This window comes from Gluconobacter thailandicus F149-1 = NBRC 100600 (assembly GCF_000964465.1).
GTDB classification, from domain to species: domain Bacteria; phylum Pseudomonadota; class Alphaproteobacteria; order Acetobacterales; family Acetobacteraceae; genus Gluconobacter; species Gluconobacter thailandicus.
The window spans coordinates 69,942-88,782 of the sequence record NZ_BANH01000061.1 but is presented as its reverse complement, the minus strand read 5'-3'; the positions used below and the strand labels follow the sequence as shown (position 1 = coordinate 88,782).

Annotated in this window: 21 protein-coding genes and 1 tRNA gene; 16 read left to right on the top strand and 6 right to left on the bottom strand. The window is 56.4% G+C overall.

Going from position 1 to position 18,841, the window contains the following annotated elements:
• Window positions 1-56: 56 nt before the first annotated feature.
• From B7444_RS17235 to B7444_RS13835, 3 genes are all read right to left on the bottom strand, one after another.
• Complete coding sequence (locus B7444_RS17235) at window positions 57-731, bottom strand: hypothetical protein (RefSeq protein ID WP_231502752.1); 675 nt, start codon at window positions 729-731, stop codon at window positions 57-59.
• A 63-nt stretch (window positions 732-794) separates the two neighbouring features.
• Entirely contained in the window at window positions 795-1,037 is a 243-nt protein-coding gene (locus tag B7444_RS13840; RefSeq protein ID WP_035729032.1) for a helix-turn-helix transcriptional regulator, read from the bottom strand.
• A 429-nt stretch (window positions 1,038-1,466) separates the two neighbouring features.
• Window positions 1,467-1,556, bottom strand: a tRNA-Ser gene (locus B7444_RS13835).
• A gap of 229 nt (window positions 1,557-1,785) precedes the next feature.
• Between B7444_RS13835 and B7444_RS13830 the strand changes: the two genes are divergently transcribed.
• The 12 genes from B7444_RS13830 (at window position 1,786) to B7444_RS13775 (ending at window position 13,423) form a co-directional block, all read left to right on the top strand.
• Window positions 1,786-2,307 (top strand): Spy/CpxP family protein refolding chaperone, encoded by a 522-nt coding sequence (locus tag B7444_RS13830; protein ID WP_231502751.1) that lies wholly within the window; start codon window positions 1,786-1,788, stop codon window positions 2,305-2,307.
• Window positions 2,308-2,436: 129 nt separating this feature from the next.
• Window positions 2,437-3,852 (top strand): signal recognition particle protein, encoded by a 1,416-nt coding sequence (ffh, locus tag B7444_RS13825; protein ID WP_007283493.1) that lies wholly within the window; start codon window positions 2,437-2,439, stop codon window positions 3,850-3,852.
• A gap of 40 nt (window positions 3,853-3,892) precedes the next feature.
• Window positions 3,893-4,246 carry a 30S ribosomal protein S16 gene (gene rpsP, locus B7444_RS13820; protein WP_007283494.1) on the top strand — a complete coding sequence of 118 codons (354 nt, stop codon included), beginning with the start codon at window positions 3,893-3,895 and terminating at the stop codon, window positions 4,244-4,246.
• Between the two features lie 31 nt (window positions 4,247-4,277).
• A complete protein-coding gene (gene rimM, locus B7444_RS13815) occupies window positions 4,278-4,820 on the top strand; it encodes a ribosome maturation factor RimM (RefSeq protein WP_007283495.1) in 543 nt (180 codons plus the stop codon).
• Complete coding sequence (trmD, locus tag B7444_RS13810; protein WP_007283496.1) at window positions 4,817-5,521, top strand: tRNA (guanosine(37)-N1)-methyltransferase TrmD; 705 nt, start codon at window positions 4,817-4,819, stop codon at window positions 5,519-5,521. Before rimM ends, trmD begins: the two co-directional genes overlap by 4 nt.
• A gap of 24 nt (window positions 5,522-5,545) precedes the next feature.
• Entirely contained in the window at window positions 5,546-5,938 is a 393-nt protein-coding gene (gene rplS, locus B7444_RS13805) for a 50S ribosomal protein L19 (RefSeq protein WP_007283497.1), read from the top strand.
• Window positions 5,939-5,958: 20 nt separating this feature from the next.
• Window positions 5,959-7,386 carry a 3-isopropylmalate dehydratase large subunit gene (leuC, locus tag B7444_RS13800; protein ID WP_007283498.1) on the top strand — a complete coding sequence of 476 codons (1,428 nt, stop codon included), beginning with the start codon at window positions 5,959-5,961 and terminating at the stop codon, window positions 7,384-7,386.
• Window positions 7,386-8,012 carry a 3-isopropylmalate dehydratase small subunit gene (leuD, locus tag B7444_RS13795; protein ID WP_007283499.1) on the top strand — a complete coding sequence of 209 codons (627 nt, stop codon included), beginning with the start codon at window positions 7,386-7,388 and terminating at the stop codon, window positions 8,010-8,012. The genes leuC and leuD overlap by 1 nt, the downstream gene beginning before the upstream one ends.
• A complete protein-coding gene (leuB, locus tag B7444_RS13790) occupies window positions 8,009-9,118 on the top strand; it encodes a 3-isopropylmalate dehydrogenase (protein WP_035729031.1) in 1,110 nt (369 codons plus the stop codon). The genes leuD and leuB overlap by 4 nt, the downstream gene beginning before the upstream one ends.
• Before the next feature lie 163 nt (window positions 9,119-9,281).
• A complete protein-coding gene (locus tag B7444_RS13785; protein ID WP_035729028.1) occupies window positions 9,282-10,484 on the top strand; it encodes a pyridoxal phosphate-dependent aminotransferase in 1,203 nt (400 codons plus the stop codon).
• Window positions 10,481-11,692 carry a pyridoxal phosphate-dependent aminotransferase gene (locus B7444_RS13780; protein ID WP_007283502.1) on the top strand — a complete coding sequence of 404 codons (1,212 nt, stop codon included), beginning with the start codon at window positions 10,481-10,483 and terminating at the stop codon, window positions 11,690-11,692. The genes B7444_RS13785 and B7444_RS13780 overlap by 4 nt, the downstream gene beginning before the upstream one ends.
• A 42-nt stretch (window positions 11,693-11,734) precedes the next feature.
• On the top strand, window positions 11,735-13,423 hold the full coding sequence (locus B7444_RS13775; RefSeq protein WP_007283503.1) for a M3 family oligoendopeptidase: 1,689 nt from the start codon (window positions 11,735-11,737) through the stop codon (window positions 13,421-13,423).
• Between the two features lie 46 nt (window positions 13,424-13,469).
• Here the strand turns inward: B7444_RS13775 and B7444_RS13770 are convergent, their stop codons facing one another.
• Complete coding sequence (locus tag B7444_RS13770; RefSeq protein ID WP_007283504.1) at window positions 13,470-14,087, bottom strand: thioredoxin family protein; 618 nt, start codon at window positions 14,085-14,087, stop codon at window positions 13,470-13,472.
• On the opposite strand from B7444_RS13770, the gene B7444_RS13765 reads away from it, so the two are divergent.
• The gene (locus B7444_RS13765; RefSeq protein ID WP_007283505.1) at window positions 14,067-14,399 is read left to right on the top strand and encodes a hypothetical protein; all 333 of its coding nucleotides are present in this window, start codon (window positions 14,067-14,069) and stop codon (window positions 14,397-14,399) included. The two genes, B7444_RS13770 and B7444_RS13765, sit on opposite strands and share 21 nt — an antisense overlap.
• Here B7444_RS13765 and B7444_RS13760 read toward each other — a convergent pair.
• A complete protein-coding gene (locus tag B7444_RS13760) occupies window positions 14,394-14,831 on the bottom strand; it encodes a DUF423 domain-containing protein (RefSeq protein ID WP_007283506.1) in 438 nt (145 codons plus the stop codon). The two genes, B7444_RS13765 and B7444_RS13760, sit on opposite strands and share 6 nt — an antisense overlap.
• A gap of 119 nt (window positions 14,832-14,950) precedes the next feature.
• Between B7444_RS13760 and B7444_RS13755 the strand changes: the two genes are divergently transcribed.
• The 3 genes from B7444_RS13755 (at window position 14,951) to B7444_RS13745 (ending at window position 16,936) form a co-directional block, all read left to right on the top strand.
• Window positions 14,951-15,544, top strand: coding sequence for a DUF4142 domain-containing protein (locus tag B7444_RS13755; protein ID WP_007283507.1), 594 nt, complete (start codon window positions 14,951-14,953; stop codon window positions 15,542-15,544).
• A 16-nt stretch (window positions 15,545-15,560) separates the two neighbouring features.
• The gene (locus tag B7444_RS13750) at window positions 15,561-16,121 is read left to right on the top strand and encodes a cob(I)yrinic acid a,c-diamide adenosyltransferase (protein WP_007283508.1); all 561 of its coding nucleotides are present in this window, start codon (window positions 15,561-15,563) and stop codon (window positions 16,119-16,121) included.
• Between the two features lie 236 nt (window positions 16,122-16,357).
• Window positions 16,358-16,936: a hypothetical protein gene (locus tag B7444_RS13745; protein ID WP_007283510.1), complete on the top strand. Its 579-nt coding sequence runs from the start codon at window positions 16,358-16,360 to the stop codon at window positions 16,934-16,936.
• A 4-nt stretch (window positions 16,937-16,940) separates the two neighbouring features.
• On the opposite strand, the gene B7444_RS13740 is transcribed toward B7444_RS13745, so the two are convergent.
• Window positions 16,941-18,836 carry an OPT family oligopeptide transporter gene (locus B7444_RS13740; protein ID WP_007283511.1) on the bottom strand — a complete coding sequence of 632 codons (1,896 nt, stop codon included), beginning with the start codon at window positions 18,834-18,836 and terminating at the stop codon, window positions 16,941-16,943.
• Window positions 18,837-18,841: the final 5 nt, after the last annotated feature.

Genomic DNA, 18,841 nt, shown 5'->3' with positions numbered 1-18,841 from the left:
GATGTTTTCTCTCGTGCAAAGGTACTCGCGAAGTCGCTGTGCTTTGGCGGACATCGTCACCTGTAATGCCATCGAAGTTTGCCGGGATCTTTTGTCGGAAAGTCAGGGGGAGCAATCCATCGGCGTGTCTGGGCGGTACGATGCCGTCGCCATCCAAGATATGTCAAAGCACGGGCAAGAATAAGCTGCTCGTCAGATCGTATCGGCCTTTTATAAAACAGGACTTGCTCCGCGATAACGTTCAGCGGCAGCCCTCCAGACGGGGACTGATCATGGACCTGGATCATCCTGCCAGAAGTCAGCTGAGGCAGGAGATCTTCAATCGTCAGTCTATCTGACCAATGCGAAGCACGGGCAAACAAAAGCTCCATGATTTCATCTATCGTTGGCTGTGCAACCGTAGATTTGTCTTTCAGGAAAAGAAATGTATTGAGGATTTCAAAAAGCTTAGTGTCTGAAAAATTACCGTTTATCATTTTGAATAGAGACCACCCTTCAGAAATCTCCGAAGGAGATGCCCAGAACAAGTTATGTAAGTCGTTTACGGTAGTTGGTGCCGAAAATAAATTATCGGGATTATCTACTTTGTAGCAATTAGTCTTGTAATAGGGATCAATCTCTCGAGTAACATCACAAAGGATCCAGAAAACAATATCCTGATAGACGCATTTCATCTCCAGGGAGTCCCAAGGGCTGTCCCAAGCAAAGTCAATGTCAGCGACGTCAAACATAGCGCTAGCTTTCATCATGGAAAGGAAAGATCCGCAGGTATCCTGCGCTGATGAAATCAGCAGCTACGACCAGACGTTGCTCAGTGTGGTCTGCATGGCGGAAGAAGCGCTGCCGTCACGACGGACGAGCCTTTCGACATCGCGCAGTCGAAACAGAGTTCGCCTTGGACCGATTTTCAAGCGTTCGAGCTCGCCCGCAGCGACATATCTGTCGATCGTTGAGAGGGACACGCGTAGTCGCTCAGAAGCTTCCCGACGCGTTATAAAGATGTCGTCAGAGCGACGAAGGGGGAAAACAGAACTCATGATACGCCTTTCCAACCAGCCCCTCACGGGACCAACGATGATACTAGTTTCGTTTGGTTTTTTCGGCGTTCAGTGTTCTACAGGGTCTCTGCTTGAAGCAGTGGCAGAGAGCCCTCTGGGCTTGCTAGAAGTTTTTCGTACTGTAGTGTCAGCTAACTCAAGAACGTTAGCCGAACACGGACGACGATTTCAAGAAATTTCTGAGCGTTTTTTTTCGTGGGTCGCTGTTTCAGTCGCGCCTTCAGATCATCTAGATGTCTCTGGAGAAAGCAGGACATCAGTCAGCAGGTCACATCGGGAAGTTTATAAACGACGCATATCGCGTCCGAGCGCCGCGCGATGACGCATTTTTTAAGATGGGTCTCAAGGTGGGATGAATTTCGACAAATCAAATAACTCTATAAAAAATATGGAAATTTTTGATTCATCTGGCGGAGAGGGTGGGATTCGAACCCACGGTACGCTTCCACGCACGGCGGTTTTCAAGACCGCTGCCTTAAACCACTCGGCCACCTCTCCAGACACCTGTTCATGATTAGAACGGGAGCCGATCCTGTTTTCAGGATGTGCGCGCTTCATGCAATGTGGACGAAAGGACGTCAAGAGGGCTTGTGAGTTACATACCCCTATAAGGTTTACGTTTCGAAACAGGAGTAGGGGAGTTTTGTAACAAAGAACGTGTCATCTTGATTGTCAGGGAAGCGGGAGTGCGCTTCCGTCTCCGACAACCCTCAAGGATATGACATCCATGACGGCCTTTCGTCTTTTTGCTTTTCTTCCTGTCGCTGCGTCTGTCGGCCTTCTGGCTGCGCCGCTTCTGGCTCAGGCCCATCCGGGTCAGCCCGTTGCGCCACATGCCGGAATGCACGGTGACCACGGTCCTGGCGATATGCCGCCTCCGTTTCCACCTGGTGTCGCTTTGACGGATGCACAGAAGGCTCAGGTCCATACGATCTTCAAGCAAGCGCATGAGGATATGAAGGCTCAGCATGAAAAGCTGAAAGCCCTCCGTGACAAGATCCGCACAGAACTGTCCGCTGAAGGGGATCTCAATCGGTCCCTGCTTACAGACCTGACGCGTCAGGAGAGCGAGTTGCATGCGCAGGAAGCGCAGGCTCGTCTTGCAACGCAGGAAAAGCTCCACGATGTCCTGACGCCCGACCAACGTCGTCAGGCTAACGCAACGATGGAAAAGATCCGTTCGCTTCACGAGCAGCTGGATGCCATCATGGGCCACCCGCCAGAGGACGGTCCGCCGCCCGCTCCCTGATTTCTGACTGAATACCGCTCTATTGCTTGACGCCAGCGTCTCAAGACGATAGAGCGGTCCTGTTTTCGGACACGCCACATCGCGAAGGCTCGCGCAGTGGCGCGTTTCTGTTTGCTGTAAGGTGGCCCGTTGTTCGATCAACTCTCAGGCAAGATGTCCGGTGTCCTCGAAGGACTTTCCAAGAACGGGAAGCTCTCAGAGGGTGATGTCACCGAGGCGATGCGCGAAGTCCGTCTGGCTATGCTGGAAGCGGACGTCGCGCTGCCGGTGGTCCGTGATTTCGTTAACAAGGTCCGTGAGCGCGCTGTCGGGCATGAAGTGCTTGAGAGCGTTTCTCCGGGGCAGGCTGTTGCCAAGATCGTTAACGACGCGCTGATTGACGCGCTTGGTGGTGCAGGTGCAGTTCCGCTGAACCTCTCAGCTGTGCCGCCTGTTCCTGTGCTGATGGTTGGTCTTCAGGGTTCGGGTAAGACCACGACTTCCGGCAAGATTGCCCTGCGTCTGTCTCAGCGTGAAGGCAAGAAAGTCCTGCTCGCCAGTCTGGACGTCTATCGTCCGGCCGCTCAGCTCCAGCTTCAGCAGTTGGCAGAGCGCGTCAATGCGATCACCAAGAAGGTTACGGCCCTTCCGATCGTTGCTGGCCAGTCGCCCGTAGAAATCGCCAAGCGCGCGCTCGATACGGGGCGTCGCGAAGGCTACGATATCGTCATTCTCGATACTGCAGGCCGTCTCTCTATTGACGAAGCTCTGATGGACGAGGTGCGTCAGATCCGCGCGGTCACGACCCCGGCAGAAACACTGCTGGTTGTGGATGCGATGACGGGTCAGGACGCGGTTAATACAGCCAAGTCCTTCAATGAGGCTGTCGGTATTACCGGCGTCGTCATGAGCCGTATGGACGGTGACGCACGCGGTGGCGCGGCCCTGTCCATGAAGGCCATCACGGGTGCGCCGATCAAGCTGACCGGCTCTGGTGAAAAGCTGGAAGCCCTCGAAGAATTCCATCCGGAGCGCGTTGCAGGTCGTATTCTCGGTCTGGGTGACGTGGCTGGTCTTGTGGAGCGCGCAGCGGAAACGCTCGACCACGAGGAAGGTGAGCGCGTCGCCAAGAAGATGCTCGCTGGCAAGTTTGATCTGGATGACTATGTCTCCCAGATCAATCAGATCAACCGTATGGGGTCGATCTCGGGTATTCTCGGTATGCTTCCGGGTATGGGTAAGATCAAGGATATGCTGGGTGACAAGGAGATCGACACCTCGATCTTCAAGCGTCACAAGGCCATCATTTCCTCGATGACCAAGCAGGAACGCAAGACGCCGGGGATCATCAAGGCATCCCGCAAGAAGCGGATTGCCTCGGGTTCCGGAACGACGGTTCAGGAAGTGAACCGTCTGCTCAAGCAGTTTGACGACATGTCCACAATGATGAAGCGCATCAGCAAAATGGGCCTTGGTGGCCTGATGCGTGGCATGGGTGGGGCAGGTGGTCTGGCTGATATGATGAAGGGCATGGGCAAGCCTGGCGGCCGCCCGCCTTTCGCCTGATCAGTCTCAAGTTTTCAAGTTTGTCCTTCAGGAGTTTTTCATGAGCCTTAAGATTCGCCTTGCACGCGCAGGTGCCAAGAAGCGCCCTTACTACCACATCGTTGTTGCTGACAGCCGCAGTCCGCGCGACGGCCGTTTCATCGAGAAGGTTGGTGCATACAACCCGATGCTGCCTTCCGACCATGCTGACCGTATCCGCCTCGATGGCGAGCGCATCACGCACTGGCTGTCCAACGGCGCACAGGCTACGGATCGCGTTGCACGTTTCCTTGGTAACGCTGGTCTGGCTCCCAAGCCGACATACAGCGAGCAGCCGAAGCAGTCCGCTCCGAAGGCAAAGGCACAGAAGCGCGCGGCTGACGCCGCTGCTGCTGCCGCTGCTACGGCCGGCTGAGCAACTGCTGACGCACCAGGACGCTTGACCCGTGCCCCGCTTCAACCCTGACAGTGATGTTCTGATCGCCACCATCGGTCGCCCGCATGGTGTTCGTGGTCTGGTGCATCTGCATGCCGCCACCGACGATCCGGAAACGGTCGAAACAATCGGTGCGTTGCATGACGAGCATGGAGCAGCATGGACGGCGCGTTGGGTTTCTCCCGGTGTTGCAGCTTTGACGGATGGGCAGGGAAATACTCTGCCAGACCGGACGGCTGCTGAACGGGTCGTTAACCGGCGCTTATATGTTACGCGCGATGTTTTGCCCGCCGTTGAGGAAGACGAGTTTTATCATGCCGATCTGATCGGCATGACAGCCGTTTCCGAAAGTGGGGACGTTCTTGGAACCATTGCCGTGGTTCATGATTACGGCGCTGGCGTCAGTCTCGAGATCGATCGAGGTCTGATTGTTCCATTTACGATGGCCTGTGTGCCGTATGTCGATCTCGCGCAGCGTCGCGTGACTGTCGTGCCGCCGATCGAAGTTGAGGTCGAAGGTGATCTCGACGGAGAGGTTCAGGTCCGGGCATGAGTTGGCGCGCTGACATCCTGACCCTGTTTCCGGACATGTTTCCGGGGCCGCTTGGTTTTTCCCTGGCGGGCAGGGCGCTTGAGCGCGGTATCTGGTCCTGTGAATCGCATGACCTGCGTGAGCATGGACTGGGCCGACATCGCGCTGTGGATGACACGCCGTTTGGCGGTGGAGCCGGCATGGTGATGCGGGCAGATGTTCTGGATACGGCTCTTTCGGCGCTTCCGGCGCTGGATGGGCGTCCAGTCATTTATCCGACGCCCCGTGGGCGCCGTCTGTCCCATGAGGATGCAGAGCGTTTCGTGGCAGGGCCGGGCGTTGTGGTTCTGTGTGGGCGTTTTGAAGGTATCGACGAGCGTGTGCTGGAAAAGCACGACATCGAACAGTTCAGTATGGGCGATGTCGTGCTGTCAGGCGGAGAAATTCCGGCCCTGATGCTTCTGGATGCATGTGTACGTCTTTTACCGGGAGTGATGGGTTCCCAGATCAGTGGTCAGGACGAAAGTTTTGCCGAAGGTCTGCTGGAGTACCCGCAATATACCAAGCCGGCGGTCTGGGATGGGCGCGAAGTGCCCGAAATCCTGCTCTCCGGCAATCATGGTGCCATCGCCCGCTGGCGTCATGAACAGTCAATCGCCGTCACGAAGGCACGTCGCCCCGATCTGTGGGATGCGTACCTGGCGCGACAGCAGGTTCATTGAATTTTTGTTTCCAGGAGTTTGGTCATGAACATTATCCAGCAGTACGAGGCGCGCGAAATCGAGCGTCTTTCCACGGCTCGCGCCGTTCCGGAATTCATCGCAGGTGACACGGTTCGCGTTGGCGTCCGCGTTGTCGAAGGTACGCGTGAGCGCGTGCAGAACTTCGAAGGCGTTGTCATTGCCCGTTCCAACAAGGGCCTGAACAGCAACTTCACGGTTCGCAAGATTTCCAACGGTGAAGGTGTGGAGCGTGTGTTCCCGCTGTACGCTCCGTCCCTCGCCAGCATCGAAGTGGTGCGTCGTGGTAAGGTGCGTCGCGCAAAGCTGTACTACCTGCGTGGCCGTTCGGGTAAGTCTGCCCGTATTGCAGAGCGCCCGCGCGATCTGCCGAAGGCTGGCGAAAAAGCCGCTTCCTAAGTCAAGGTTGGAGTATAAGGATGCCCGTTTCTTCTTCGCCCAGAACACTGTTTGACAAGATCTGGGCCGATCACGTCGTTGACCGCCTCGAAGACGGGACGTGCATCCTATACATCGACCGTCACCTTGTTCATGAGGTGACAAGCCCGCAGGCTTTCGAAGGCCTACGGATGGCTGGACGTCGCCTGCGTCGTCCAGATGCAACTGTCGCCGTGGTGGACCACAACGTTCCTACGTCCGACCGTTCCCAGCCGATCGAAGAGCCGGAAAGTCGTCTCCAGATCGAAACGCTGGAGAAGAATGTCGCCGAGTTCGGCGTTCCCTATTTCCCGTTGCGTTCCGCTTCTCAAGGCATCGTTCACGTTGTGGGCCCGGAGCAGGGTATTTCTCTGCCAGGCATGACGATCGTTTGTGGTGACAGTCATACTTCGACGCATGGTGCTCTTGGCGCGCTCGCGTTCGGTATTGGTACGTCTGAAGTTGAACACGTCATGGCGACTCAGACGCTTCTCCAGAAGCCCGCAAAGAACATGCGTGTTTCTGTTGAGGGCAAAGTGGGTCCGGGCGTGACAGCCAAGGACATCATGCTGGCCATTATCGGAAAGATTGGCACAGCTGGCGGCACTGGACATGTAATCGAGTTTGCAGGCTCTGCCATCCGCGATCTGGACATGGCGGGGCGCATGACGCTTTGCAACATGTCTATTGAGGGCGGCGCAAAGGCTGGTCTGATTGCTCCGGACGAAACGACTTTTGCTTATGTGAAGGGGCGTCCGTTCGCACCGAAGGGTGAAGCTTTTGAGCAGGCCTGTGCTTACTGGCGTACGCTGGCGTCTGATGAAGGCGCTCATTTCGACACGGAAGTGACGTTGAAGGCCGAAGACATTGTGCCTTCCGTGACCTGGGGCAACAGTCCGCAGGACGTTCTGCCGATTGATGGCGTAGTGCCGTCTCCTTCTGACTTCAAGGACCCTGCACAGGCTGCGCAGGTCCAGCGCGCTCTGGATTACATGGGGCTGACGGCTGGGCAGAAGATTGCCGGAACACCCGTAGATGTCGTGTTCATTGGCTCCTGCACCAACAGCCGATTGGAAGATCTGCGGGCTGCGGCGGAAGTTGTTCGTGGGCGTCATGTCGCTAAGACTGTTCGCGCCATGATCGTCCCTGGATCGGGGCTCGTAAAAGAAGCTGCCGAGGCTGAAGGCTTGGACAAGATCTTCCTCGAGGCCGGTTTTGAGTGGCGTGAGGCTGGCTGCTCGATGTGTCTGGGGATGAACCCGGATCGTCTGACGCCGGGGCAGCGTTGCGCTTCTACGTCCAATCGTAACTTTGAAGGCCGTCAGGGGCCGGGCGGCAGAACGCATCTATGCTCACCGTCCATGGCGGCGGCCGCGGCTGTGACGGGCACGCTGTGTGATGTGCGCGAGCTGATGAAGGAAACCGTCTGATGGAAAAGTTCACGGAACTGACCGCCATTGCGGCTCCGATGCCGAACGAAAACATCGATACCGATCAGATCATTCCGGCACGTTTTCTGAAGACTATCCAGCGCACGGGTCTTGGCAAGAATGCGTTCGCGGCGCAGCGTTACGACGATAACGGCAACGAGAACCCGGACTTTGTTCTAAACAAAGAGCCGTATCGTCATGCTGAAATCCTCATTACCTATGACAACCTCGGCTGTGGCTCCTCCCGTGAGCACGCCCCTTGGGCTCTACTGGATTTCGGCATTCGCTGCGTTATCGCGCCGAGCTTTGCCGACATTTTTTTCAATAACTGTTTCAAGAACGGTATCCTGCCGATCCGTCTGCCACGGGAAATCTGTGACGAACTGATGGGTGATGCGCGTCAGGGGTCAAATTCCCGTCTGACGGTCGATCTGGAAAAGCAGATCATTATTCGTCCGGATGGCAATGTCGTTCCGTTCGAAGTGGATCCTTTCCGCCGTCACATGCTGCTCGAAGGCCTGGACGATATCGGTCAGACACTGGCGCATGATGCAGAAATCAGCAGCTTCGAACATCAAGCCAGCCGTGCATGGGTACCGTCAATCAGCATGGGAACTGCCAAATGAGTGAAGCTTACAAGCTTCTTGTTCTTGCCGGTGATGGTATCGGCCCGGAAGTCATGCGTGAAGTTGCACGGATTGTGCATTGGCTGGACGCGAACCGTGGCCTGAAGCTGGACATTACGGAAGAACTCGTTGGCGCGGCTTCTCTTGCAGTGCACGGTGTTCCCATCCGTGACGAAGTCATTGAACTGGCCAAGCAGTCCGATGCGGTTCTGTTCGGCTCGGTCGGTGATCCGGCCTGGGGTCATGTCGGGTTCGACAAGCGTCCTGAAGTTGCCATCCTGAAGCTGCGCAAGGAGCTTGAGCTTTTTGCAAATCTTCGTCCGGCCCAGCTTTTTGATGCACTGATTGATGCATCTGCTTTGAAGCCGGAAGTGGTGCGCGGGCTGGACATCATGATCGTTCGCGAGACGGTCGGTGGTATCTATTTCGGTGAGCCTCGTGGCATCGAGACGCTTCCAGACGGTTCCCGCCGCGGGATCAATACGGAAGTCTACACGACGTCCGAGATCGAACGTGTTGCCCGCGTTGCTTTTGAGATGGCCCGTCAGCGCGGAAACCGCGTCTGCTCCGTCGAGAAATGCAATGTGATGGAAAGTGGCCTCCTGTGGAAGGAAGTCGTCACCGATCTGCACAAGCGCGAATATCAGGATGTGGAACTGTCCCACATGCTGGCTGATAACTGCGCGATGCAGCTCGTTCGTAATCCGAACCAGTTTGATGTGATTGTTACGGGCAACCTGTTCGGCGATATCCTGTCTGATCTGGCATCCATGCTGACGGGTTCGCTCGGTATGCTGCCATCTGCAACGCTCGGTATCGTACGTGACGATGGCAAGCGCAATGCGTTGTACGAGCCGATCCATGGCAGCGCGCCGGATATTGCTGGCAAGGGGATTGCAAATCCTCTGGCGCAGATCCTGTCCTTTGCCATGCTGCTCCGTTATTCGCTGAACCGTGCGGATGATGCGGACCTGATCGAAAAGGCTGTGTCCAACGTACTGGCAAGTGGCCTGCGGACGGCGGATATCATGTCGCCGGGGATGGCTCGCGTTGGCACAGATATGATGGGCCAGGCTGTCGTTCGTGAAATGGAGAAGCTGGCCTGATATTTCCGGAAGGCTGACGTGTGAAAAGGCCGGATAGCTCCTCCAGGGGTTATCCAGCCTTTTTTATGTAAAAAACGCACCTCTCATCTGCAGATGAGCTGTGGTCAAACGCCTATCGGGGGCGGTAGGGTTCCATCGCGATAAAGCCTATCAGGAACCCATCATGTCTTTCATTGCCGACCGTCTGAACCGTATCCTGCCAAGCCAGACGATTGCGATTACGCAGAAAGCCCGCGCCCTGAAGGCGGAAGGCCGTGACATCATCAGTCTTTCCGCAGGCGAACCGGATTTTGATACGCCGGATTTCGTCAAGCGGGCGGCCATCCGCGCCATCCAGAACGGTGAAACGAAATATACGGATGTCGCGGGCACGATGCCGCTGCGGGAAGCGGTCGCTGCCCGACTGAATGCAGATTTCGATCTGGATTACCGCGCTGAAGAAATCTGTGTTTCGACTGGTGGCAAGCAGGTCATTTACAACGTGATGGTCGCCACACTGAACGCGGGTGATGAAGTCATCATTCCGGCTCCGGCGTGGGTGTCCTATCCTGATATCGTCTCGTTGGCGGACGGAACGCCGATCATCATTCAGACAACGCCGGAGAACGGTTTCCGCCTGACAGCTGATCAGCTTCGCGCTGCCATTACGCCTAAGACAAAGTGGCTGATGCTGAACTCGCCCTGTAATCCGACAGGAGCCGCATACGATGAACATCACCTTAAGGCGCTGACTGAAGTTCTGATGGACCATCCGCATGTGTGGATCCTGACAGACGATATGTACGCCAAGTTGATGTACGAAGGTGCCGTCGCCAAGACGTTCGTGCAGGTAGAGCCCCGTCTGCGGGACCGGACGGTGACGATGAATGGTGTTTCCAAAGCATACGCCATGACTGGCTGGCGGATTGGCTTTTCCGCAGCTCCTGTGGAACTCACGCGTCAACTCATCAAGCTGCAGGGGCAAAGTACGAGCAATCCATGCTCTATTGCTCAGGCTGCCGCGAAAGAGGCTGTTTCAGGCCCGCAGGATTTCATCGATGAGATGGTGAGCGTCTATGAGCAACGCCGTAATCTTGTGGTGTCCATGCTCAATGATGCGCCTGGCCTGAAATGTGCCAAGCCGGAAGGCGCGTTTTACGTCTTCCCATCCCTTGAGGGAACGCTTGGTAAAACGAGCAAAGGCGGCCATCTGATTGAGAGTGACGAGGCTTTTGTCACGGCTCTTCTGGATGAAACGGGTGTGGCGGCTGTCCATGGGAGCGCCTTCCTGACGCCGGGATATTTCCGGATTTCCTACGCCACCAGCACGGAACTCCTGAAGGAAGCCTGCACCCGGATCCAGCAGTTCTGTCAGGGGCTGTCATGACGTTTCGTATTTCATCACGTCTGGCGACGCTTCCCAAGCCTGCGACCATTGCCATGGCCGCGCGTGCCCGTGAATTGCGGGCTGAGGGCAGGGACGTCATCTCTTTGGCGCTGGGACAGCCGGATTTCCCGTCACCGCCGGAAGCCATCGAAGCGGCCTATGCGGCTGGGCTTGCAGGCGATACGGGTTATCCGCCTATTCCGGGCCAGAAAGCGCTGATTGACGCCATTCTCCACAAGTTCAAACGGGATAATGATATCACTGCGACACCAGACCAGATCATGGTCGCGAATGGTGGAAAGCAGGTTATTTATAACGCTTTCACGGCGACGCTGGATGAGGGCGATGAAGTCATTGTCCCTGCGCCGTACTGGGTCAGCTATCCGCTGATTGCGCGTATGCTTGGCGGGAAAGCGGTGGAAGTTGCCTGTCGGGAAGAGGATGGCTTCCGTTCTGATCCGGCGGCCATCAAGGCCGCGATTACACCGAAAACCCGATGGCTGGTGCTGAATTTCCCCAACAATCCAACGGGGGCCATTCTTGAGCGGCAGGATCTTGAGGCGATTGCCGATGTCCTGCGCGAGGCTCCGCATGTTCTGGTTATGTCAGATGAAATCTACGAGCATCTGACGTTTGATGGCCGCAAGCATCTGTCTCTGCTTCAGGTTGCACCGGATCTGGCTGATCGTATTCTCGTCATCAACGGAATGGCCAAAGCCTACGCCATGACAGGGTGGCGGGTTGGGTTCGCCTGTGGGCCAGTACCACTTATCAAGGCGATGATTGCCGTGCAGGGCAATACGACGTCTGGCGTCTGCACCCTGGCGCAGGCAGGTTCCGTCGCTGCGCTGAATGGTGGGTTGGAGCGTATCGAGCAGATGCGTGAGACCTATCAGCGCCGACGCGACAAAATGGTGGCTGCCCTTCAGGCGATCTCCGGTCTGACCTGCGCTATTCCGGAAGGTGCGTTTTACGTCTATCCGGGCATTGGTGCGCTTCTTGGTGGCACGTCCGGCGGAGGACGTGTTTTGACCACGGACGTCGATTTCGCCGAAGCGCTTCTCGACGAGGCCTACGTCGCCACCGTTCCGGGAACAGCATTCGGATACAGTCCGTATCTGCGTCTGTCCTGCGCCGCATCGGATGAACAGCTTGAGGAAGCCTGCCGACGTCTGGCCGGATTTGTGAAAGCGATTCAGAAACCCTGAGGGGCATGGACGGAGACGGAGCGGAATGTCAGAATTAGAACCATGACACAGACAATCCCCCCATTCTCTGACCTGTCTTTTCCCCGTCCTGACGAAGCCTCGCTGAAGGCGCGGTATGACGATATTGCGCTCCTGCTGGATCAGGGGCGCTCCAAGGATGCCGCGCAAGCTTTTGATTTTGTGCGCCGGGAATATGAATCCTGGGCGTCGCACGTCCATCTTCAGTTCTCGCGCAATACGCAGGATGAGCAGGCCAAGGCGGATCGTGACTATGCGGATCGTCTGTCGCCGATCGCGACCGATCATGAAGTCACCATCAAAAAGCGCCTTCTGGCAGACCCGGACCGTGCGGCGCTGGAAGCTCTGGTCACGCCGCATGTTGTGCGTCTGTGGGAAGCCGATACCACGACGTTCGATCCGCGCATCAGCACTGATCTGGAAGAAGAAGCGCGCCTGACGGGCGAATACACGGCATTGCTGGCCTCGGCAAAGATCCCGTTTGATGGGAAGATGCTTAATCTTTCAGGTCTGGTGCCTTATCTGCAAGGCCCGGACCGTGACATGCGACATTCGGCCGAGAAGGCCCGCTGGACGTTCTTTGAAGAGAACGGTGAGGCTCTCGATACCCTCTACAGCCGCCTCGTTGAATTGCGTGACCGTATGGCCAAAACGCTGGGGTTTGAGAACTATATCGAGCTGGGCTATCGCCGGATGCGCCGGACGGATTACGGCCCGGAACAGGTTGCAGCTTTCCGTGAGAAGGTTCTGAGTTCTGTCACGCCGCTGGTTCAGTCTTTGCTGGAACGGCGTCGTCTGAAAATGGGGTGGGACAAGGTCTGGGCCTGGGATGAGGCGCTGATCGATCTTCAGGGAAATCCGAAACCAGCCGGCGATCATGATCTTCTGGTTGCTCGTGCTGAAGGTATGTTCCGTGCGCTCGATCCCAAAGGTGAAATGGGCGATTTCTACGTTCAGATGCGCGATCTTGGGTATCTGGATCTGAAGAACCGTGATGGTAAAGCTGGCGGTGGGTTCTGCACATCCTTCCCAACCATTGGCAGCCCTTACATCTTTGCCAATTTCAACGGCACGCATAACGATATTGGCGTTTTCACGCATGAAATGGGTCATGCGTTCCAGAACTGGAAAAGCCGCGATCAGGATTGGGTGGACCAGCTCTGGCCAACCATGGAAGCAGCAGAAATCCATTCGATGGGCCTGGAATTCCTGACCTGGCCGCAGATTGACGCGCTGGTTGAGGATGGAGCAGCGGACCGGTATCGCCGGATGCATCTCATCGATGCTCTGTCATTCTTCCCTTATGGTGTGTGCGTCGATCATTTCCAGCATGAGGTCTATGCCAATCCGCAGATGACCGCAGCGGAACGGCACAAGACCTGGGCGCGTCTGGAAAAGATGTACATGCCATGGCGGGACTGGGGTGATCTGGCCTATCCGGCCAAGGGCGGCCGCTGGCAGGCTCAACTCCATATCTACCGGCTGCCATTTTATTACATTGATTACGCGCTGGCTCAGTGCTGTGCGCTTCAACTGTGGCTTCGGTCCCGAATGGACAAGGAAGGCACGTTTGAAACCTATCGCAATCTCTGCTCCGAAGGTGGTTCGAAGCCGTTTGCACAGTTAGTCGCAGATGCCGGGCTGGTGTCGCCTTTTGAGGCCGACGCACTGGCAGAAGTTGTGCATGAGGCTGAGCAGGAACTCGGGATCTGAAAGTCGCTTCTGGCTCCGAAGTTATTTCCGGAGCCAGAAAGTGAAATCAGCCGCGGCTGTTCCATTCTGAAATCAGGTCCAGAACAGCTTGCGGGGACATGCTACGGGCATTCCCAAGGGCCTTGGACCCGTCACCGTTCAATGCGTGCCCATCCGGCGTGACGATGATGATGGTCGGGACGGCTTTGATTGTCACGCCATACTTTTGAGCCAGATCCAGATTGGTATTGATACGGCCAACATTGACCGGAACAATCACGAACTGGCTGTCGAGCCATGCCTTGGCGTCAGGAAGGGCAAAGATGCCAGAAAGCATCTTGCAGTCCGGGCACCAGTTTCCACCGAAATCGATAAGCACCTTACGTCCGGTTTTCGCGGCGAGGGCAAAAGCATCCTTGACCTGAGCCTGAGCAACAGACGTGTCCGGATAAGGTGCAGCTACCGGCGGAGCAGAGGTTTCACTCAGATGGGGCGCTGGTGCGGTTGCGGCCTGGGCTGCAAATGGAGCAGAGAGCGCCAGACCCAGTCCGGCAGCGGCGAGAAGGGAAACGCGCATAAAAAAGGCTTTCATTGAAGGAACGGACTGCATGACATAACGCAGTCTTGCAGAAAAACGATTAAAGCTGAACTCAACCTTAAGGTCATGTTCTTGATGAAGTTCCAAACGTCTGCTCAACCACAGAAGGCTGTTCCGGAAGTCAGCATTGCTGAAACGCTCCTGCGAACTGTTGGTCTGGTCGGACTAACACTCGCATTCGCGGCCATATTCCGGTTCTGGCATCCGACGATCAAACTTGTGCAGATGGTTGCGGCCACACATGCCTGGCAGTGGCTCTACACACTGTTTCATGTCGATTCCGCGCTGGGCCGGGAACAGATGATCCTGATCGGTATCATCGTTTTCTGCTTCTGCGCGGCGCTGGCCGTTCAGATTGCCGTGCTTTCTCTTATCAAAGTGATACGGAGCAGATCATAGAGTTTCTGAGGATGCTTTGCGCAGGCCGGAAGCCGCCGCCAGAAGCCACGAAATAATCAGAAGCGTGCCACCATAAGGTGCGATCCGCGCGACGGATAAGGCACCGATTTTCAGATCAAAAAGAGCGAATAACGTCACGGGAGTACAGAACAGAACTGTCCCTGTCGCCATGGTGAGGCATGCCAGACGTGCGAGCCGTGGAGCCAGCAAGGGGGCTCCAAGCGCAAGGGCACAAAGAGCAATCGCATGCCACATCAGGATTTCGACACCTGTATGAAGGACGGCTCTGCCATTCAGAACAGCAAATGCCGTATCTGGCAGATGAGATGCCAGCGTTCCGAGAACGAGCCCCAGAGCGCCTCCCAGTGCACCGGAAACGAAGCAGAAGCGAAAGATGCCGGACAGGGCAGGGCGACGGGGATTTGCGGACATGCGCCGAATGTACCATGAAGTGTTCCGGAACATGAATGGACCGTTTTGAAGGCGGGGCCATTCACCCGTAGTGGCCGGGAGCGTTCTCCTGGTCTCACAGATGGAAGGACTGTCTCTTCATGAGAGCCACCGCACGTTTTGCCGCTTTTGCGTCCCTGAGCCTGTTTGCTGGCCTTGCTGCTTGTAACGCTCCGGATGCGCCGCCAGCTCCAGCTCTGCCGTCCGCGGCTTCGACCTATACCCTGTCCACGGCCGATGCTGCTTTCCTACAGCAGGTTGACGGCATGGATCTGACGCAGATCAGCATTGCCAGCCTTGCCGCAACGCATAGCAATAGTGATGTCGTAAAGGCTTTTGCGTCTACGGTCGTTAGTGATCACACGACGAACCGCAAGGCTGTTGCAAAGATTGCCACGGATTCCCACCTGACAGTCACAGACAAGCTGAATGCTGGTGATGAAGAGCATGTTGCCTCGTTTGGTCATCTGTATGGTACGTCTTTTGACCGTGTTTTCCTGAGCGAAATTAAAAGTGTTCAGACGCCAGCTCTGACAAATGCGCTCACCACGGCAACGCAGTCCGGTGGGACGGCAGACATCAAGACGCTGGCCGGTGACACGACGAAGATGCTCAAGGATCATACGACTCGGGCCAATGACCTGAGTGGTGCTAAAACAGTCAAGGGCCATCACCATCACTTCGGCCGTCACTGAGTAGAGGATTGCCGGGATGAGCATTCGGCTTGATCGTATTGTGACCCGAGGTGGGGATCAGGGGCAGACGTCTCTTGGGGATGGTTCGCGCGTCTCCAAGGATTGTGCACGGATCGACGCCATGGGAACGGTCGATGAGCTGAACGCTCTTCTGGGTATTCTTGAATACTATGTGCGGAAACACGGTAATACTTTCAGTATTTCTGCTGATATTCGCCAGATACAGTCCTGTCTATTTGATCTGGGCGCCGATATCTGCATTCCGGATCCCGCCCGGCCATCCAGTTTGACGGATAAGGCTGTGGCGTGGATCGAGAGTTGTATCGAGCTTCTCAGGGTGTCACAGCCGGAATTGCGCAGTTTTATACTGCCAGGTGGTTCCCTGATCTCGGTCCATGCACATCTGGCTCGAACGGTTGCACGCCGGGCAGAGCGCAGCCTGATTTCCCTGGATCCCGCCCCTGCAGAAGGGATCCGGTTTCTGAACCGGTTGTCGGACTATTTCTTCGTTCTCGCCCGTTATGCCAATGATGACGGTGCCGGAGATGTGCTCTGGCAACCGGGGCAGTGGAAATAAAGAAACACGAATACAGTGCTATTGTTTTGATGACAGGCCCTGACGGACCTGATAGAAGACCGTTGTCTGACAAAACGGGTCATTTATGAATTCCGTTAATGTCGACTTTCAATTTCCTTGCCAGGACACGTCTCGCTGATCGGCCCATGGGCTTTTTCAGTCTCTCCGTCATTCAGGGAGGGCGTTCCTGTTGGGGAACCCAGCATAAATTTCATTATTGGTTGAAAAAACAAAGAATGCAGGACGATCAGCAGGTTAGCGAAGACAAACTGCGGGAGGCGCTGGCTCGTCTAGGGTCGGGGTCGTCATCCCGTTCACAGAAGCCACGCCCGGTTACGCCGACCACAGAACGCCGTCGTCGTTTTGTGCGTGACGGTCAGGTTGTTGTCGAACACCAGGCCAGCCGCGGCTTTAATCAGCGTAACAATGGGCCTGGTCAGGAAGATCAGGAAGAAATCGAGCGCCTTCGCCAGTCAGTAAAGCGTGAGCAGCGCCGCTGGGAAGAAGCCGAGAAGAGCCTCACGGAAATCCGTGCGCAGCTCAAGGCTTTCGAGACGCGTGAAGCGCATGCCAAGATCCAGATTACGGAACTGAACCGGGACCTTCGGGACCATCAGGAGCAGATCCAGTCTCTCAAGGCTCAGCTTCATCAGGCTCGCGAGCAGGCTGCCGAAGCGGCCCGCCGCACACCGCGCCCAGTGGGTCGGCCACGTAAGGTCGCCGTTGAAGACGACGTTATGGTTGCCGACGAGCCGGTACTGGCAGACGTTGAATCGAACGAGCCGGAGCCCGTTCAGTGGTGGGTGAAGGCCTGATTTTTCAGGCCGCCGGGCGGCTGACACGCCGCCCGAACCAGAACATCACACCCAGAAACACGACCCACCCCAGTCCGGAGCGAAGCATCGCGGGCAGGTGAAGGGACAGTGTTTCGGTGCTGCCCGTGGCGCCAACAATGGCAGCCACGGCCACGCCGACCAGACTTTCCCCGACAATAAAGCCTGAAGCAATCATCGTTCCCTGATCTTTGGGGAAACGACGCAGGAGCCAGCCGAGCCCCGCGCCGATTGCGATCGTGACGGACACGTCTGCGGGCAGATAGATGCCCATGCCGACTGCAAGCGGCGGAAGAGACAGATTGCGACGTTTCAACAGTCTATCCGCAACGACCAGAACCAGGCCGATCGCAGCGCCGATTTCCAGCATTAACCAGTCAAGATCGTGGGTCAGAATACCCTTGGCAATGGCCGCCATAAGCGCAGGCTGAGGCGCAGCAAGCGCGCGCGTCGGGTCCATGCCGTCGCGTGGCATTGCACCTACAAATCCATAGGCCTGATAAAGTGTTTGAAGCACCCACGGAATGACCACTGCACCCACGGCACAGCCGATCAGCAGGGCGACTTCCTGTTTCCAGGGGGCGGCGCCTACGAGTTGGCCGGTTTTCAGATCCTGAAGGTTGTCATTGGAAACCGCAGCAGACGCTGTAATGGCGGACAGAACAAACAGGCCAAAAGCAATGACTATGGGCCGCTGTTCAGGTGAAAGTACGCCACCGCTTTCAAGCCCCCACAGCGCGACGGAAATAGCGATGATGGCGATAATGCCAACACCGGAAATCGGGGACGACGAAGACCCGATGATCCCAGCCATATATCCGCAGGCACTTGCTACCAGAAAGCCAAGACCGAAACACGCAACAATGCCCAGGATGACAAGTGTAGCCATGGACGCGCCATGAGGCATGACAGGCCAGAGGAACTGCGTAAACAGTCCTGACAGGATCAGCGCGAGAATAATGCTTAGGCCAATCAGGGTTTTAGGGGCGAGATCGAGATCCGTCTCATTCTGCGATGCACGATGTTTGACAGAAAGAGCTTCCTTCAGTCCCTGAGCGACCGGGCCAGAAAGCGCAAGGAGGGTCCAGATCGCGGCTACGGCGATTGCTCCTGCCCCCATGAAACGGACCTTGTACAGCCAGAGCCCCGTCGTTGCCGCCAGAGGGTCTGCCACTGGGTTCAGGTGACCCAGAACCGGGATCATGATTCCCCAGGCCAGCAGCACGCCAAGCAGCATGGCGATGCCGCCCGCAATACCAACGAGATATCCGGTTCCCAGAAGAGCCAGTGAAAAGCTGATATCGAGACGGAATGCCGAAGCGCCCAAACTGGTGGCGGCCGAAACGCCATCTGAAAGAACGCGCAGGCCGGAGGTGACGAAGGCGACGACTGCCGAAACAGCTGTGCCTTTGGTCAGGGAACGAAGGCTCTCTGCGTCTCCCTCTGGAGAAGACGCTCGCAGAATTTCTGCGCAGGCTGTTCCTTCAGGGTATGGAAGATCGGAACTGCTGACCAATGCCCGACGCAGGGGAATGGTGAAAATCACTCCCGTCATACCTCCGGCAAGTGTCAGCAGAAGCGAGATGACGTAGGGAAACTCATGCCAGTACCCCACCATGATGAGGCCGGGGAGCGCTGCGAAGATGCAGGACAGGCTGCCTGCCGCTGAAGCCTGCGTCTGAACCATGTTGTTTTCAAGCATGGTGCCACCGCCCATAAGGCGCAGCACGGCCATCGAAATAATGGTGGCGGGAATGGATGAGCCGAACGTCAGGCCGATCTTCAGGCCCAGATAAACATTGGCGGCCGTAAAGACCACTGTAATGAGCGCACCCAGTATGATGCCCCTCAAGGTCAGTTCGCGGCTGTCCATATATTTCATGATGG